Consider the following 16,704-nt stretch of genomic DNA (forward strand, 5'->3'; position numbering starts at 1 on the left):
CTTGGAGGCGGAGCGTCAGGAGGGGAGGTGGTCTGAGCGGCGATTGAAGGGCTTTGCTGAGGTGCGGGAAGTGCTGGAGAAGATGCTTCTGGAGAGGTATGCCCCCCGTACACAGACGCTTACACATAAATCTTGACACGACCGGATTTCAGGGTACTCCAAGAGCTGAAGGGGAAATGAAACCCCCCTGACTGGGGTCTTGGGTGTATCCTTAGGGCATGGGGCTTTTAGGCACGCCTAAACCCCGGCCATGGTGGTGGTACCTGGGCCCGGGGTTTCTTGTTTCCGTGGGGTATATGGACCCTGGAAACTGGGCCACGAGCCTCGAGGCGGGAAGCCGGTATGGCTACCGACTCCTCTTCGTGGTAACCCTCTCCAGCGCCATGGCCGTTCTCTTTCAGGCCATCGCCGCCCGGCTCGGGGTGGCCACGGGGAAGGATCTCGCCGAACATATGCGGGCGCACTATCCCGGGGCCTGGGGGCGCTTTCTTTTTCTCACCGCCTTCCTGGCCATGGTGGCCACGGACCTGGCCGAGTTCATGGGGATGGCGGTGGCCTTAAACCTTCTGTTTGGCCTTCCCCTGGTCCTGGCCGCCTGGCTTACGGTTCTCGATGTGTTCCTGATCCTTTACCTGGAACGCTTTGGTTTCCGGGCCCTGGAGTGGGCCATCACCGCCCTGGTAGCCGTAATCGGCCTGGCCTATGTGGTGGAGGTAGCCTTGGCTAGACCCCCGGCCCTGGAACTGGTCCGGCACCTTTTCCTTCCCAACGCCGCCTTGGGGGATGCCGGGGCCCTTTATGTGGCCTTGGGCATCCTCGGGGCCACGGTGATGCCCCATAACCTTTTCCTTCACTCCGCCCAGGTGAAGACCCGGCTGGGGGAAGGGAGGAAGCGGGTGTATCGATTCCTCCTCCTGGACACGGTGCTGGCCCTGTCGGGGGCCTGGCTGGTTAACGCCGCCATCCTGGTGGTGGCAGCTAGCGTTTTTCACACCCATGGCTTGGTCATCCGGGACCTTGGAGAGGCCTACCGCACTTTGGTTCCCCTGTTGGGGCCCTTGGCGGCGTTCGCCTTCGGCATAGGCCTCCTGGCCAGCGGCCTCTCCAGCACCGTTACCGGCACCTTGGCCATGCAGGTGGTGGTGGAGGGTTTTCTGGGGGCTAAGGCCAACCGGGCCCGGCTACGGCTTCTGACCCGGATTTTGGCGGTACTCCCAGCCTCCCTGGCCCTCACCCTCCACGCCTCCCCCATGGCCCTCATCGTCTTCTCCCAGGTGCTCCTTTCCCTGCAGCTTCCCTTCACCCTCTTCCCGCTCATGCGGTTCAGCGGGGACCCCAACCTGATGGGTTCCTTGCTGGGACCTTCCTGGCTCCGTCTCCTGGGATGGGGGGCAACTTTTCTGGTGCTGGGCCTTAACCTCTACCTCCTCAAGCAGGCGCTGGGCTCATGAGAGGGCAAAAGCCAACAGGGAAGGATTTGGGGCAACCAGGGCTCGAGGGGAGAGGGGTGATCTAAGGGGGGGTTCTGCAAGCGTTACCTCGAGTCCCGCTTCAGGCCAACTTCAGGGTTTGGCCTTTTCCTGAGGGCATGAGGCCTATAGCCTTGCTCCCGCTCCTCGGGTTGCTGTCCCTCGCCTGGGCAAAAGGCCCCTTGGACAAGGGTGTGGTCATCGCTGATGCGGGCAACCACCGTTTGGTGGAGCTCGCTGGGGAGGGGAGGCTTGTTCGGGTGATTCCCCTGCCCAGACCGTTCCGCTATACGGATGACGTCTTCTTGGCCCCCGGGGGGTCGGTGGCGTACATTACCGATCCCGAGGTGGATGCGGTGGGTGCGGTGGGCTATCCAGTGGGACGATTGCTTTGGCTCTACGGGCGGCCGGGCCACCCTGGAGCGGGACCGGGTCAGCTGGACAATCCCGATGACCTGGTGCCCTTGCCCTCGGGCCTGCTGGCCCTGGCGGACATCCGAAACTGCCGCATTCTCCTTTTTAGCCGGGAAGGAAAACTACAGAAGGTTCTGGGCCGGACAGGGGTCTACCGCAACGCCGATGGGTTTTTCAATAAGCCCAATGGTGCTTTCCCCTTGGGGAAGGACAGGCTTCTGGTCACGGAGATCGCTGGGCATGACCTGGCGGTGGTGGACCTACAGGGCCACCGACTTGCCACCATTTCCCTTCCTGTGCACTACCCTTCCGACGCCAACCTGACGCCCTGGGGCACGGTTTTGGTGGTGGACTGGTGGTCCCCAGGGGCCGTGGTGGAGGTGGACCTTAAGGGGCACCTCCTCTGGCGCTACGCCCCTGAGGGGAAGGAGGAGCACCTCAACCATCCCTCGGTGGCCCTGGGCTTGAGGAATGGACTTGTGGTCCTTACCGACGACTGGCGACACCGGGTTCTGGTGGTGGACCGCAAGGAAAACCGGGTGGTCTTCCAGTACGGTAGGACCGACACTCCCGGCAGCGATCCGGGCTTCCTCCGGTATCCTGACGGCCTGGACCTTATCCGCTAGAGTGGAGATCATGCTGGCCTTACTTCTGGCTTTGGCCCCCTTACCTTTGGTGGAGGGGTATGCCCCACCGAAACCCCTGCCCCAGGAGCCCTTGCCCTCCTTGACCCTGCGACTTCCCCAGGTGCTGAGGGCAAACTACCTGGGCAACGGTTATATGGAGGTGGGGTACGTCCTCCTTCAGGTCGCCCCTGGGGAAGCATCCCCTGCCAATCTTCTTCGCCTGGCCCAGGAGGCGGTGAGGGGTGCCCTCGAGGCCCGGGTAAGCTTGGCCGAGGTGGATCTGGCCATCTACCCCGCTCCCTACGCGGGTCCAAAGGACCTCCCCCTCTTTACCGCCAGCGTGCCGAAGGCCCGCGCGCCCGAGTTTTTGGCTTTAAGGACGCCCCTCGGCTACGATCGCCTCTGGTTGAACCCTGGGATCCGTCAGGAGAAGCCCTTGGAGGCCATTCTGGAGGACCGCCCTCGGTACGAGGGCCCCGAGGCCTACCGGGCCAAGGAGAGGGCCGAGCAAATCCTTGCCAGCCGGGTAGGCCACCGGGGAGGTGTCCTCTACCACGGCAACCCTGGGCGTCCCTACGTGGCCCTTACCTTTGACGATGCTCCCCATCCCCTTTTTACCCCTCTCCTTTTGGATTTGCTCAAGCGGGAAGGGATTAAGGCCACCTTCTTCGTGATCGGGCGGAACGCCGAAGCCTATCCCTACTTCATCCGGGATCTGGTGGCGGCGGGGCACGAGCTGGGCAACCACACCTACCACCACGTCCACCTTCCGGGGCTTGAGCCAAGTGAGATCCGGAAGGAACTGCTCCTTTGCAACCAGGTCCTGGAACGCCTTACTGGGGTCGTTCCCCGGTACTTCCGCCCACCCGGGGGCCGGTACGACCGCACGGTGCTCCAGGTGGCCCGGGACCTGGGCCTGACCACGGTTTTCTGGACCGATGATCCCGGGGACTATGCGGGGCTTTCCCTCCCCGTCCTGGAAAAGCGCCTCGAGGACCACCTCCGCCCGGGAGGCATCGTTCTTCTTCACGACAACGTGGCCAACACCCTTAGGGTCCTTCCTGTCTTCATCCGTAAGGCCCGGGCCCAGGGGCTCGCCTTGGGTACGGTGGAGGGCCTGGTACTAGCCCAGCGATGACGCTCTCGGCGCGGAGCCTGGCCCTGGATGCCTTTCGGGGGCTCACCGTGGCCCTCATGCTTTTCGTCAACAACCTTCCCCCGGGGGCACCCCCGTACCTGGAACACGGCCCCTTCGGCGGAAGCGTCTACCTCGCCGACCTGGTCTTCCCCTGGTACCTCCTGGCCATGGGGGCCGCCATCCCTTTTAGCCGCGCCAGCGCCCTAAGGAGGGGCGTGGCCGAGTGGCTCTACGAACTCCGTATTCTTCGCCGGGTCGTTCTTTTGTTCCTCCTAGGCCTGGGTCTCACCAGTTTGCAGATGGGTCGGTGGGTCTTTGCCTTGGACGTCCTGCAGCTTCTGGCCCTGGCCTACTGGCTTGGGGCTTGGCTTTATGATCTTCCTCTCCTCCGCCGTACCCTTCTTGCCCTGTTCCTCATGGTCGCTTACGGGGCGGCCATTCTCCTGGTTCCCGTACCCGGAGTAGGGCCGGGGATCTTTGCCGAGGACCGAAACCTGCTCCTCCATCTGAACCGCACCTATCTGATGGCCTTGGGCTTAAGGGGGCTTCCTTCCGCCATACCCACGGGCGCCTTCGTCCTTTTGGCCACGGGCTTGGGGGAGGCCCTCATGAAAGGGCGAAGCCTCTGGCCGTGGGGGGTACTGGGCCTTGTTGGAGGACTAGTTTTCCTGCCCTTTCTCCCACCCGATAAGACCTACTGGACTCCCACCTACCTCCTCCCAACCCTGTTCCTGGGGGCCTTGACCCTGGAGGTCCTTAAGCGCCTGCCCCGGGGTATCCTCCAGCCCCTGCGCCCGTTTGGGGCCAACCCCCTCTTGGCCTATGTCCTCCCCCTGGCCCTCAAGCTCACCTGGCTCCGGGGGTTTTGGAGCTTGCTCCTGGGAACCTTCTTGGCGCATGGGGGGCCTGCTGGGGGATACCTTTTCACCCTCAGCTATATCCTGTTCTGGTGGCTGGTCTTCTGGGTTCTGGACCGGCTGGGGCTATACCTTCGCCTTTAGCCTCGAGGGGGCCTTTCACCCTCGACCGGCGGTTTGGGCTGAGGAGCGTGGGGAACCGCTTGTGGATCCTCCTTCTCCGTTTTGGGTTCCTCGGCCAGGCCCTCCACGCTTTTCTTGAACTCCCGCACCGATTGCCCTAGGCCTCGGGCCAGCTCAGGCAACTTCCTCGGCCCAAACAGGAGAAGGGCTACCACCAGGATGGCCACCAACTGCGCTGGGCTGTCAATCATAGCCCTACCTTAGGCCGGGAAACTGAATCCCACCTGAAGCCCGCGCCTTTGCGGGGGAGAGCCTAAACCTTGGTGGCTTGACCCTGGGTCGCTTCGGGGGTTGAGCCCAGAGGGGGGTTCATCATGGTGTTATGGTCGAGCATGTCCGGGAAGTTTTGGGAGACCCCACCACGGTGTTCTTCACCCTTCTGCGCGTGGCCGTGGTTTACCTGGTTCTCCTTGGGTACCTCCGGCTGAGCGGGAAGCGGGTCTTAGGCCAGATGACTCCTTTAGACCTTCTTACCCTCTTACTGCTATCCAACGTGGTGCAAAATGCCATGATTGGCCCCGACAACAGCCTTGTGGGTGGGTTGCTGGGGGCTGGACTGCTGCTGGCCTTGGACCGGCTCCTCTCTCAAAGTCCGCTGCGGCGGAGCTTTCTCGGGCACCCAACCCTTTTGGTCCATGATGGAAAGCCTATCCCCGAGAACCTTCTGCGGGAAGGAGTGGACCTCGAGGAGCTCATGGCTGCCCTTCGCGAGCACGGAGTAGGGCGCCTCGAGGACGTGCTGAGCGCTGTGTTGGAAGTGGACGGCACCATCAGCGTGGTACCCAGGGACCACCTCTTGCCCAAGCGCCTTAGGAAGGTACGCTCCAGCCGAAACCGCTAGGGGGCCACGGGCGGGTTGGAGGCGGGAGTAAAAAGCTCGTTCTTCCGCACAAAGGCCTCCATGAAGCGCCCGAGAATCTCCATCTGGCTACGATGGGCTTTAAGGGCTTGCAGTTTCCTTGCCTCCTCCTCCGGAGTGAGGTCCAGGCGCTGCCAGGCGAGGTGCTGGCCCCTGGGAGGCGGTTCCAGATAGAGCCCGGGATGAAGGCCTTTGGGCAAGGGCCACTCCAGCCCCCCGTGGACGATGTAGAAACGGAGCCTGGAGAGCCATCCTCGCTCCCCTAGGAGCCTCAAGGCCATGTAGGCCGTGGCGCGGTGGTCCACGTGGGCATCCTCGAGGGCGGGCGCCACCACGATATCCGGGGCAACCCGCTCCAGGATACGTCGCAAGTCCGTTTCCCAGGCCTCCCCCGTGTAGGGGGCCCCTGGGGAGACGGTGCCGGGGTAGGCCACGCGATCCAGGCGGGTGGCGGGGGAGCGGTAGGGGGTGAAAAAGTTTTCCAGGAACAGGTGAAGAAGACCCCGGTCCGGATACCCCAGGAAGAAGAGGTGGTTCTCGGGAACCCCTAAAGTGCGGGCCGCCGCCTTGGCTTCCCCAAGGCGCCTTTCCGCCAGTTTCCTAAGGTCTTCAGGCCTGGGCCTAAGGGTACGGTCCACGAGAGCGGCGTCCCACTGGAAACCATCCCCCAGAGTCATCCAGGCGATGAACACCTGTCCTCCTGAGGCCTGTACCTTCTGGATCAGGCCACCCGCAGCCAGGGTTTCGTCATCGGGGTGGGGGGCCAAGACCAGGAGCTTCTGCCGGAACGACCCTTCCCAGGGAGTTAAGGCACCAACCCGGCCCCGATAGTACCATGCATACCCCTGTTGGAGAAGCCAAGGTGCGTTGATGACCAAGGCTGTCAGCAGGATTAGAAAAACGAAAAAACCAATGGCCATCCGCCGCCCCACAGCTTCAACCTAACACGGAACACTTTCCGGGGTAGAGGTCGGGGTTTCAGGTGGGCTACAGACAGGCGGACCACGCTAAGGGTGGAGGTGAGGTGGTTATGCTCAGGCGGTTGTGGATGGTAGCAGCAACGTTGGTTTTGGCTCTGGCCCAGGCCCAGGTTCAACCTCCAGACCCTGCCCAGTTTGGCTTTCCCACCGTGACGGCAAGCCTTATCGTCCAGCCGTGGGATTACATGCGCCTTGGGCTGGGCGGCTTGGTTCTCACAGTACCCTCTGGGGCCTTCGGACAGGATCCTGTGCGGCTGGAAATCCTGACCGGGGACCCTGCTTACTGGCAGGCCTACGCTCCCCAGGGGGAAAAGGTGGTCTTTGCCTTTGCCCTGCGGGTTACCGATCTCAAGACCGGACAAAGGATCCTGCGCTTTGCCAAGCCTCTACACTTTTCCTACTATGGCCCCGCCATTACGCCTGATTCCCACTACCTGGATGTGAGCCTGACCAGTCCCCCTAGCGTGGCCCCCAATCCGGTGAAGCCCAACGTGGAGATCTTTCCCCTGGGGCCAAGGCATCGCAACGGACGGCTTTCCCATCCTATCGTGGGGGCCGGTGTGGGCTGGCTGGTGACTTCCCCCGCTACTACTTCTAGGTGAGGTCCCCATGTCCCGGCAGCACGCAGCCCTGGTCCTGGCGCTGGTGGCGCTTTCGGGCGGCATGCTTTGGTGGGCTCTGGATCGGGCCGATGGACAGGGCAGTGCACCGCCGCCACCCCCTTTGTCCGGAAACCTGCAAGGGCTTCTTCCGGATGAGGCCAACACGGTGGAGATCGCTGCCCGCTACGGCCCGGGGGTGGTTCTGGTGCAAAGCTTCCTTCCCGGACAAACCCTGCCCCCTAACGTGCCGCCCCAGTTTGCCCCCTTTTTCGCTCCCTTTCTCCAGCCTCCGCAGGTGGGTACGGGATCCGGGTTCTTTGTGGACCTCAAAGGTTACATCCTCACTAACTATCACGTGGTGCAGGGGGCGGAACGCATCCAGGTACGCCTTCAAGGGGATCCCAGGGCGTATCCCGCTTGGGTGGTGGGCTCCGTACCCTCCTTGGACTTGGCCCTGCTCAAAACCGATGCCAAGCCCCCTGTGGTGTTGCCCCTTGGGGACTCAGACAGGGTCTTGGTGGGCCAGAAGGCCATCGCTATCGGCAATCCCTTTGGCTTGGAGTTTACCGTGACCACCGGGGTGATCTCCGCCCTCCGGCAAAACCCCGGGGCCGTGGATCCCTTGGTGCCCAAGCTTCTCCAGACCGATGCCCCTATCAATCCGGGAAACTCCGGTGGGCCCCTATTGGATTCCCGGGGTGAGGTGATCGGAGTGAATACCGCGATTCTTTCCCCCACGGGGCAGGTGGGAGCGCCCCAGTATTCCGGGGTAGGCTTCGCCATCCCCATCAACTTGGTGAAGGAGTGGCTACCCGCCATGAAGGCGGGGAGGCAGGTCACAGAAGGGGAGGTCTTGGCCAGGAGGCCGAGGCTAGGGGTAGAGGTTCTTCCCCTGAGCGCCCTGCCACCCACCTTGCGGGCCCAGTACCGTTTTCCGGACCAGGGTCTTTTGGTTCAGAAGGTGGCCCCGGGTTCCCCTGCCGCCTTAGCAGGACTAAAGGGGGCGAGCCGCTTTGTTACGCTGGCCGATCCGGCGAGCGGGCAAGGCCTTCGGGTGGGGGTGGACGGCGACGTGATCCTCGAGGCTAACGGGAACTCCCTGGACCAGCCATGGGACCTGCAGAACCTCTTGGCCAACCTGGGTCCAGGCGAGACGGTGGTCCTAAAGGTTTGGCGGCAGGGTCGGATCCTGCAGGTCCGGGTGATGCCGGAAAGGGGTAGGTGATGGATTTCGGTAGCCTGATCAACAACCTCTTCTGGCTTTTCCTCGTCTTTGCCTTCTTGAGCCCCTATTTCCAGCGCCAGGCCCTCGAGGCCGCCCGCACCCGGCAGATCCTAAGCCTTGAAAGGAAGCGGGGAAGCCGGGTCATCACCCTGATCCACCGCCAAGAGGCCATCAATCTTCTCGGGATTCCCGTGGCCCGGTACATTGACGTGGACGACTCCGAGGAGGTGCTAAGGGCCATCCGCCTCACGGATCCCGGTATGCCCATCGACCTCGTTCTCCACACCCCCGGGGGGTTGGTCCTGGCGGCGGAGCAGATTGCCCTGGCTCTCCTGAAACACCCGGCCAAGGTAACCGTCTTCGTTCCCCACTATGCCATGTCTGGGGGAACGTTAATCGCCCTGGCCGCCGATGAAATCATCATGGATGAGAACGCGGTCCTGGGCCCAGTGGATCCGCAGATCGGAGAGTATCCGGCGGCGAGCCTCCTTGCCCTGGTTCAGAGCAAGCCCCTGGATAAGATCGAGGATGCTACCCTCATCAGGGCAGACATGGCTGCCAAGGCCATCAAACAGGTGGCGGAACTGGCAGAAAAGCTTCTGGCAAAGCACATGGACCCGGAGAGGGCCGCCACCACTGCCCGCCTCCTTTCCCAAGGCACCTGGACCCACGATTACCCCATCACGGTGGAAGAGGCCAGGGGACTCGGCCTTCCTGTATCCACCAGTATGCCTCGGGAGGTGTACGCCCTTATGAGCCTGTACCCCCAGACCCAGATTCGGCGACCCAGCGTGCAGTACATTCCCCTTCCCTATACCAAAGGGGGTCAAGAATGAGACGAAAACAGGAACCGTTAGGCCTTACCCAGACCATCCTTCTGGCGCTTCTTGTGGCCTTTGCAGGCACCACTTTTTACTTTGCCCTCAACTACCTGGCCTTGCGTGAACAGGGGGTAAGCAAGGGTTCCGCTACCGCCAACATCAGGGGCTCTATCCCTGCCCTCCCCCAGGACTTTCCTGAGAGTCTAGACCAGACCGTGGCCCTTGGTAAGGACATCTTCATGAACACCAAGGACCATCCCTTGAGCAAGGCCTATGTGGGCAACGCCCTCAGCTGCACCTCCTGCCACCTAAATGGGGGCACGGATCCCAAGGGGCTCACGTTGGTGGGCACTGCCACCGCCTTCCCCGCCTACTCCCCCCGGGAAAAGGCGGTCATCACCCTGCAAAACCGCATTGGGGACTGCTTTATGCGGAGCCTCAATGGTACCCTTCCCCCATTAGGGGGTCCGGTTCTGGTGGCCCTCGAGGCTTACATCGCTTCCCTTTCCCAGGGCATGCCCCTGCACATGAACCCCAAAAGCCCCACCGGACCCAATGCCTTAAAGCCCCTCTCGGTGGACTGGACCCGAGCGGACGCGCAACGGGGGAAGAGCCTCTACCAAGCCAAGTGTGCTGTCTGCCATGGGGCTGAGGGCCAGGGACAAGTAGGACCCCCCCTTTGGGGTCCGAAATCCTACAACGCCGGTGCCGGGATGGCCAACTGGAAGAATCTGGCCGCCTTCGTCCACGGGGCCATGCCCCTGGGTAACCCCAACTTATCCCCCGACGAGGCCCGGGACATCGCCGCTTATGTGGACAGCCAGCCCCGGCCCACCTTCCGCTTACAAGAACACCTTCCTCCCTCAGGGGAGCTAGGGGTTTACACCTCCAAGGTGCTGGATGAGGTTAAGGAAGTTCAGCCGGTGAGACCATGATGGGGAGAGCCTCCGGGGACCATGCTGCTTCAGGAGGGCCCGTTACCCATTTGGTGGTCTTGGGGATCAGCGGGGACCTGGCCCGGCGCCTTCTTGTGCCAGCCCTCGTGAGGCTCCAAGGGCAGGGTCAGCTTCCTCCCCTGAGGATATGGGGGTTTGGCGCAGAGAGCTGGGACACCGGGGAGCTTCTTGCCCACCTCGAGGCAGCCCTCCGGGAAAAGCCGGGTCTGGACCTTTCTGCCTGGCAGCGGCTGAAGGGATCCATCCGCTACCGGAACGCGGAGATCTCCCCGGAAGGGCTTTCCCCGTTGCGCCACCTGGAGGGGCCGGCCCTCTTCTACCTGGCCCTGCCCCCAAGCCTCTTTCCAAAGGCGGTGTTGGCCTTGGGTGAGCTCAATCTGGCCCAGGAAAACACGGGTTGGAGGCGGATTGCTGTGGAAAAACCCTTCGGCTACGACTTGGCTTCCGCACAGGCCTTGAACCGGCTTCTCCAACGCTACTTTCGGGAAGACCAGATCCTCAGGGTAGACCACTTCCTGGGCAAGACCTCCGTGACCAATCTCCTGGAGCTTCGCTATCGGAACCCTTCCCTTGAAGCCTTGTGGGAGCGGAAGGGAGTCGCCTGGGTAGAGATCACCTATGCGGAGACCTTGGGCCTCGAGGGAAGAGCCCGTTATTACGAGCAGGCCGGGGCTTTACGGGACATGCTTCAGAACCACCTGCTCCAACTCCTGGCCCTGGTGGTCATGGAACCCCCTTCCCGTCTGGAAGCCGCCTCCATTCGCGCCCAGAGGGCGGAGGCCCTGCGGTCGGTGCAGACGGCGGAGCCCCGCCTGGTCGTCCGCGGCCAGTACCAGGGTTACCTGGAAGAGCCCAGGGTGGCCCCGGATTCCCCGCGCGAAACCTTTGTGGCCGTAAGGCTTGCTACCCATGCTCCCAGGTGGCTTGGCGTACCTTTCTACCTGCGGAGCGGCAAACGACTAGCGGCGCGGTCCGGCTTCATCTTCCTGGCTTTTCATCCCTCCCCCGAGGGCCAAAGGGGTGGGCTTCTCCTTCGCCTGAGCCCAGAGGTGGGACTGGATCTGACCCTGCTGGGAAGGGGCAAGCCGGAAACCCTTTCCTTCCGGCTGGGGCCCGAGCCCGAGTTCGACGCCTACGAGGAAGTGCTCCTTGCCGCCTTATCCGGGGACCTCACTCCTTTTCCTTCCCAGGAGGAGGTGGAGGAGGCCTGGCGCGTCCTTGACCCCGTGCTGAAGGCTTGGGAAGAGGGGGAACCCGAGGTCTATCCCCAGGGAAGCGAGGGCCCTGGGGGCCAGATGGGGATCCTGAAGCCTGGCCATGCCTGGGTTTCCCTAAGGGGGTGAAGATGCTGGGGTTGATAGGGCTGGGACGCATGGGTTTGAGCATGGCCAAGAGGTGGCGGGCCCGGAGTCTTCCGGTGGTGGGGTATGACCCGGATCTGGAGGCTCAGGCTCGGGCCAGGAAAGAGGGGATAAGGGTAGCCTCGAGTTTGGCGGACCTCGCGGGCCAGCTTACTTCGCCTAAAACCTTCTGGCTCATGGTGCCAGCTGGGGCTGTGGATAGCGTTCTTGAGGGTTTGGCTCCTTACCTTTCTCCTGAGGATCTGGTGGTGGATGGGGGGAACTCCTTCTACCGGGAAAGCCAGCGTCGGGGGGAAGCCCTAGCCCAAAAGGGAGTGGGCTTCGTGGATGTGGGGGTTTCCGGGGGCCTCTGGGGGGCCAAGGAGGGTTACGGGCTTATGGTGGGAGGGGAGGCGAGATGGGTGGCCCGGCTTGAACCCTACCTGGCAGCCCTGGCCCCGGAGGGAGGGTGGGTGCACGCGGGGACGCTGGGCGCGGGGCACTACTCCAAGATGGTCCACAACGGGGTGGAGTACGCCCTTATGGAAGCTTATGCGGAGGGCGCAGAACTCCTCTATGCTGGCCGGGAAGAGTTGGGTTTGGATCCAGCCCGCATCCTTTCCGCCTGGCGCCAGGGGACCATCGTGAGGAGCTTCCTTCTGGACAGGCTGGCCGAGGTAGTCCAGGGCCCTTTGGAGGGGATAGCCCCGTTGGTGGAGGATTCGGGCGAGGGGCGTTGGGCGGTGGAGGAGGGCCTGCGCCGAGGGGTTGCCCTGCCGGCCATGGCCCAGGCCTTGTTCGCTCGCTGGGAAAGCCAGGGCCGGGCCGGCCTACGCTTCCGGCTCTTAGCCCTATTGCGCCGGGCCTTTGGCGGCCATGCGGTGAGGAGAGAAGATGAGGGTGAAAACCTTCCCTAGCCCGCAGGCGGCCCTGGCGGGAGCCCGTGCCTGGCTTATGGAGAACTTGCTCTACGCCTCCTGCGGGGTTTTAGCCGGAGGGGAAACCCCTCTACCCGTGTATCGGGCCCTTGCCCGGCAGGGGGTCCGCTATCCTGGGGTTTTGCTCCTGTCGGACGAGCGCTGGCTGGAACCGGGGGATCCCGGAACCAACCTCTACCGGGTAGGCCAGGCCCTGGGGCCTCTAAGGGAGCGCCTCCTTCCCTTTCCCCTGGGGCTTTCTCCTGAGCAGGCTCGGGAGTGGATGGAGGAACGGATCCGCCCTTTCTTACCCTTTGATTTTGCCCTTTTGGGGCTGGGTGAGGAAGGGCACACCGCAAGCCTTTTCCCCGGGAGTCCTGCCCTGGGGTCTTCCCGCCTGGTGGAGGTGGTGCTGGGGCCCACATACCCTTCCCTCCGCCTTACCCTCACCCCTAAGGCCCTTTCCGGCACCCGTCGGGTTCTCTTCCTGGCCCTGGGTCCGGCCAAACGGCAGGCCATCCTTCGGGTGGCCAGGGGAGAGGACCTCCCGCCTAACCGCATTCGGGCCGAAGAGAAGTGGATCTTCACCGATCAAGAGGTGTGAGCATGGAGGCCTTTGGCAAGCCGGGGATTCCGCCCACCTGGGCCAGCAGCGCAAAGGACTGGATAGGCACGGCCCTTGGGAGAAGCCGGGTCTGGTACACCCTGGGCCGCGGGATTGTCAACGAGGTTTACTGGCCCGCCACCGGCCGTCCCCAGATGCGGGACCTGGGCTTCATCGTGGCGAAAAGGGGGTTCTGGGCGGAGGTGAAGCGGGTTAACCGCTACCGCCTCGAAGCCACGCCCCTCTTCCCCACGGTGCGCGTGGTACACGAGGGCGAGGAGTACCGCCTTACCCTGGAACTGGTCCCCGATCCCCAACGGGACGTCCTGCTGATCGGTTATACCCTGGAGGGGGAAGGCTTTCGCCTGTATCCCCTCCTCGCTCCCCACCTTGGGGGAACGGGTTATGGGAACACCGCCTGGGTGAAGGAGGGCGCACTTCTGGCGGCCACGGGATCCGAGGCCCTAGCCCTCCTGGGCCCGTTCCTTAGGGGAAGCGCAGGTTATGTGGGTTTCTCGGATGGCTGGCAAGATTTTGCCCAAAACGGGGCCATGACCTGGACCTTTGCCAGGGCTGCGGATGGCAACGTGGCCCTCATGGGTGAGCTGGAGGGAAAGAAGGGCGTTATGGCCTTGGCCTTCGCCACCACCCCGGAGGGGGCCCTCACCCTAGGGCGGTCTGCCCTGGGGGAAGGTCTAGAAACGATCCAGGAAAAAGCCTCTGCCACCTGGAGCGAGATAGCCTCACCCCAGTTTCCCGGAGAGGATGAGGAACTCTTACGGGAGGCACAGGTTTCCTACCACGTCCTCAAGGTGCACGAGGACCGCACCTACCCCGGGGCCTTGGTGGCGAGCCTGTCCGTGCCCTGGGGCAATACCCGGGACGACCCTGGGGGCTACCATCTGGTTTGGAGCCGGGACCTGGTGGAGGTGGCCTTCGCCTACCTGGCCCTTGGGCAGTTCGCCGAGACCCGAGGGATCCTCACCTACCTGGCGGCTGTTCAGGCCGAGGATGGCCACTGGGCGCAGAATTTCTACCCGGATGGCCGGGCCTACTGGCAGGGCGTGCAAATGGATGAAGCCGCTTTGCCCGTCCTTCTGGCCCTAAAGTTTAGGGAGTTGGGGCAACTTTCCCCAAACGGCCCTCTCCGCCAGATGGTGCGGCGGGCAGTGGGCTTTCTGGCCCGGGAGGGTCCGGTGAGCCCCCAGGACCGCTGGGAGGAAAGCCCTGGCCTTTCCCCCTTTACCTTGGCCGTAAGCGTTGCCGCCCTGTCTGGGGCTGCCTTATACGGCTTTTTGCAGGGGGAGGAGGCGGAGTATGCGCTTTCCCTTGCGGACTGTTGGAATGTGCGCATTGAGGAATGGGGCTACGTGAAGGGTTCGGGGCTGGACCGGGCGGTAGGTGTGGAGGGCCATTATGTTCGCTTATCCCCTTCGGGTCCCCTGGGTCCCAGGGGTCGGGTTCAGGTGGCCAACCGAGCTGGCGTGGCCGTGGATGTGGCGGAGCTTCTGGGCCTGGAGTTTTTGTGGCTGGTGCGCCTGGGCCTGCGACGTCCCCAAGACCCTCGCATCGTTTCTACCCTGGCCCTGGTGGACAGGCACCTTCGGGTGGATCTTCCCACCGGCATTTTCTACCGTCGCTACCCGGAGGATGGATACGGGGAGCATGGGGATGGAAGCGCCTTTGACGGCACTGGCCAGGGCCGGGCCTGGCCCCTTCTTACCGGGGAGCGGGGAATGTACGCACTGCTTTCCGGGGAAGACCCGTGCCCCTACCTAAGGAGCATGGCCCGGGGGACCGGGCGTGGTAGGCTCATCCCTGAGCAGGTATGGGATGCGGATCCTATCCCGGAAAAGGGGCTTCTTCCGGGCCGCCCTACCGGTAGCGCCCAACCTCTTCTTTGGGCCCATGCGGAGTACTTGAAGCTCTACACGGCCTATCACCAACGGACCGGTCCCGTGGAGCGCCTAGGACGGGTGATGGAGCGCTACGAGCGGGGGTCGTCGCCGCAGGTGCGCCATTGGCGGCGGGAGGTCCCCGTTCTTCGCCTTTCCCCCACGGAACGCCTTCTGGTGGAGTGCCGCAAGCCTTTCCGGCTCCACTTGGGCTGGGAGGGATGGAAGGATCCTGAGGATGTAGAGGCGGAACCCCTGCCGTTTGGGCTCTACGGGGTTCTTTTGGACCTCGAGGATCATTCCGAGGTAAACTTCACCTTCTTTTACCCGGACGAGAACCGTTGGGAAGGAAGGGACTACCAAGTGCGGAGGGGTTAGATGGAACGGGAGGATCCCACACTAAGGCGTGAGCGGCGCTTGATCCTGGCCCTGATAGGCACCAGCATGGGTTTCGCCACACTCTCGGCACTCTTGGTGGCCAAAGACCTCATTCCCAAACCTTCGCAGACCCCCGATAAGCTTCCGCCTCAGGTAGGGGACATCCTGGTCTGCGCAACAGGTCACAAAGAGGGAGCTCCCATTGACCCCGGGAGGCTTCCCTTGGGTGGGCCCTTCGTTCTGGCCTACCCCATGGATCGCAAGACCAGGGTCATCCGAAACGGGGATGCCAAAAGCACTCCCCTGGTGGTACATCTGGACCCTGCATCCCTGGTTCCCGAAGTGCGGCAGCATGCCGTAGGGGGCGTGGTGGTCTATTCTGCGGTTTGCACCCACCTGGGTTGCATCGTGAGCCTGTGGCATCCCCAGAAGCAGTTAGCCCAATGCCCCTGCCATGGCGGGGAGTACGATCTGGCCCAGGATCGGGTGGTGGCGGGCCCGCCTCCGAGGCCGCTTCCCTTGTTGCCGGTGCGCCAAGAGGGTGGGGTTTTGGTGGTGGCGGGTCCCTTCACGGGGCCGGTGGGAGTAGTTTAGAGGAATGAGCGTTTGGGAGTTTAGCCTGGGGGTTTTCCTGGGCAGTACCCTGGCGGGGTTTCTGGGGGCACTCACGGGCCTTGGGGGAGGGGTGGTGTTGGTGCCCCTTTTGGTGCTGGTCTTCCGGGTAGACCTGCACCACGCTTTGGGGGCTTCCTTGGTGTCGGTGATCGCCACCAGCAGTGGGGCTGCTGCTGCCTATGTACGGGAAGGGTACACCAATCTCCGGCTGGGTATGTTCTTGGAGCTAGCCACCACCCTTGGGGCCCTCTTCGGTGCAGGCCTACTCGGTGTCCTGCCCAAACGGCTTGTGGCCCTGGTGTTTGGCCTTGTCTTACTTCACTCCGCCTACTTAAGCTACCAAGGTCGCCTCGAGGACCAGCCCATAGATCCCAAGGACTCGGATCCCCTGGCGAAAAGGTTGCGATTGGAAGGAGGCCTTCCCAGCCCTGAGGGAGAGCGGGCCTATGGGGTGCGCCGCCTGTTGGCGGGCCTGGGCCTTATGGGGTTGGCGGGGGTTCTCTCCGGACTTCTTGGCATCGGGTCGGGAGCCATCAAGGTGTTGGCCATGGACCGGGTTATGGGGCTTCCTTATAAGGTTTCCACCACCACTTCCAACTTCATGATCGGAGTCACGGCCGCCGCCAGCGCTGGCATTTACCTTAGGCAGGGTTACATTGACCCCAGGGTGAGCTTTCCGGTGATGCTGGGTGTACTCCTTGGCGCCTTCCTGGGAGCAAGGATCTTGCCGCGAAGCTCTACCTCGTGGTTGCGAACCCTCTTTGCCCTGGTTATCGCGGCCCTTGGCTTGCAAATGGTAGCTCAGGGGGTTGGGAAGTGAGGCGG

17 protein-coding genes and 1 pseudogene are annotated in these 16,704 nt (G+C 63.1%); 16 read left to right on the forward strand and 2 right to left on the reverse strand.

Annotation, left to right across the window (positions count from 1 at the left end):
- The 5 genes and pseudogenes from AC27GT_RS10865 to AC27GT_RS10885 form a co-directional block, all read left to right on the forward strand.
- Positions 1-136, forward strand: a pseudogene (locus AC27GT_RS10865) (IS256 family transposase); the annotation flags it as partial.
- 82 nt (positions 137-218) lie between these two features.
- Positions 219-1,451: an Nramp family divalent metal transporter gene (locus tag AC27GT_RS10870; RefSeq protein WP_015717007.1), complete on the forward strand. Its 1,233-nt coding sequence runs from the start codon at positions 219-221 to the stop codon at positions 1,449-1,451.
- Positions 1,452-1,651: 200 nt separating this feature from the next.
- Positions 1,652-2,509 (forward strand): NHL repeat-containing protein, encoded by an 858-nt coding sequence (locus AC27GT_RS10875; protein WP_126218818.1) that lies wholly within the window; start codon positions 1,652-1,654, stop codon positions 2,507-2,509.
- A 10-nt stretch (positions 2,510-2,519) separates the two neighbouring features.
- Positions 2,520-3,647, forward strand: coding sequence for a polysaccharide deacetylase family protein (locus AC27GT_RS10880; RefSeq protein ID WP_041438266.1), 1,128 nt, complete (start codon positions 2,520-2,522; stop codon positions 3,645-3,647).
- A complete protein-coding gene (locus AC27GT_RS10885; protein ID WP_015717010.1) occupies positions 3,644-4,648 on the forward strand; it encodes a DUF5009 domain-containing protein in 1,005 nt (334 codons plus the stop codon). The genes AC27GT_RS10880 and AC27GT_RS10885 overlap by 4 nt, the downstream gene beginning before the upstream one ends.
- Here the strand turns inward: AC27GT_RS10885 and AC27GT_RS10890 are convergent.
- A complete protein-coding gene (locus tag AC27GT_RS10890) occupies positions 4,645-4,878 on the reverse strand; it encodes a Sec-independent protein translocase subunit TatA/TatB (RefSeq protein WP_015717011.1) in 234 nt (77 codons plus the stop codon). The genes AC27GT_RS10885 and AC27GT_RS10890 overlap by 4 nt on opposite strands.
- A 131-nt stretch (positions 4,879-5,009) precedes the next feature.
- Here AC27GT_RS10890 and AC27GT_RS10895 point away from each other — a divergent pair, with 131 nt between their 5' ends.
- Positions 5,010-5,528 carry a DUF421 domain-containing protein gene (locus tag AC27GT_RS10895; RefSeq protein WP_015717012.1) on the forward strand — a complete coding sequence of 173 codons (519 nt, stop codon included), beginning with the start codon at positions 5,010-5,012 and terminating at the stop codon, positions 5,526-5,528.
- Here the strand turns inward: AC27GT_RS10895 and AC27GT_RS10900 are convergent.
- Positions 5,525-6,466: a PIG-L deacetylase family protein gene (locus AC27GT_RS10900; RefSeq protein ID WP_487224153.1), complete on the reverse strand. Its 942-nt coding sequence runs from the start codon at positions 6,464-6,466 to the stop codon at positions 5,525-5,527. The genes AC27GT_RS10895 and AC27GT_RS10900 overlap by 4 nt on opposite strands.
- 110 nt (positions 6,467-6,576) lie before the next feature.
- Here AC27GT_RS10900 and AC27GT_RS10905 point away from each other — a divergent pair, with 110 nt between their 5' ends.
- Genes AC27GT_RS10905 through AC27GT_RS10950 form a run of 10 tightly spaced genes read left to right on the forward strand, consistent with a single transcriptional unit; the run spans position 6,577 to position 16,699 of the window.
- On the forward strand, positions 6,577-7,128 hold the full coding sequence (locus tag AC27GT_RS10905) for a hypothetical protein (RefSeq protein WP_015717014.1): 552 nt from the start codon (positions 6,577-6,579) through the stop codon (positions 7,126-7,128).
- Positions 7,129-7,135: 7 nt separating this feature from the next.
- A complete protein-coding gene (locus AC27GT_RS10910) occupies positions 7,136-8,353 on the forward strand; it encodes a S1C family serine protease (RefSeq protein WP_487224154.1) in 1,218 nt (405 codons plus the stop codon).
- Positions 8,353-9,189, forward strand: a complete 837-nt coding sequence (locus AC27GT_RS10915) for an SDH family Clp fold serine proteinase (RefSeq protein ID WP_041438272.1) — start codon at positions 8,353-8,355, stop codon at positions 9,187-9,189. The genes AC27GT_RS10910 and AC27GT_RS10915 overlap by 1 nt, the downstream gene beginning before the upstream one ends.
- Positions 9,186-10,109 carry a c-type cytochrome gene (locus AC27GT_RS10920; RefSeq protein ID WP_015717017.1) on the forward strand — a complete coding sequence of 308 codons (924 nt, stop codon included), beginning with the start codon at positions 9,186-9,188 and terminating at the stop codon, positions 10,107-10,109. Before AC27GT_RS10915 ends, AC27GT_RS10920 begins: the two co-directional genes overlap by 4 nt.
- 53 nt (positions 10,110-10,162) lie before the next feature.
- The gene (locus tag AC27GT_RS10925; protein ID WP_253665355.1) at positions 10,163-11,473 is read left to right on the forward strand and encodes a glucose-6-phosphate dehydrogenase (NADP(+)); all 1,311 of its coding nucleotides are present in this window, start codon (positions 10,163-10,165) and stop codon (positions 11,471-11,473) included.
- Between the two features lie 2 nt (positions 11,474-11,475).
- On the forward strand, positions 11,476-12,387 hold the full coding sequence (locus tag AC27GT_RS10930; protein WP_487224155.1) for an NADP-dependent phosphogluconate dehydrogenase: 912 nt from the start codon (positions 11,476-11,478) through the stop codon (positions 12,385-12,387).
- A complete protein-coding gene (locus AC27GT_RS10935) occupies positions 12,365-12,991 on the forward strand; it encodes a 6-phosphogluconolactonase (RefSeq protein ID WP_126205502.1) in 627 nt (208 codons plus the stop codon). The genes AC27GT_RS10930 and AC27GT_RS10935 overlap by 23 nt, the downstream gene beginning before the upstream one ends.
- 2 nt (positions 12,992-12,993) lie before the next feature.
- Positions 12,994-15,264 (forward strand): glycoside hydrolase family 15 protein, encoded by a 2,271-nt coding sequence (locus AC27GT_RS10940; RefSeq protein WP_126205503.1) that lies wholly within the window; start codon positions 12,994-12,996, stop codon positions 15,262-15,264.
- Complete coding sequence (locus tag AC27GT_RS10945; RefSeq protein WP_126193883.1) at positions 15,265-15,858, forward strand: Rieske (2Fe-2S) protein; 594 nt, start codon at positions 15,265-15,267, stop codon at positions 15,856-15,858.
- Positions 15,859-15,862: 4 nt separating this feature from the next.
- The gene (locus tag AC27GT_RS10950; protein ID WP_126218879.1) at positions 15,863-16,699 is read left to right on the forward strand and encodes a sulfite exporter TauE/SafE family protein; all 837 of its coding nucleotides are present in this window, start codon (positions 15,863-15,865) and stop codon (positions 16,697-16,699) included.
- The last annotated feature ends 5 nt before the right edge of the window (positions 16,700-16,704 follow it).

The organism is Thermus sp. KWY1 (assembly GCF_057547025.1).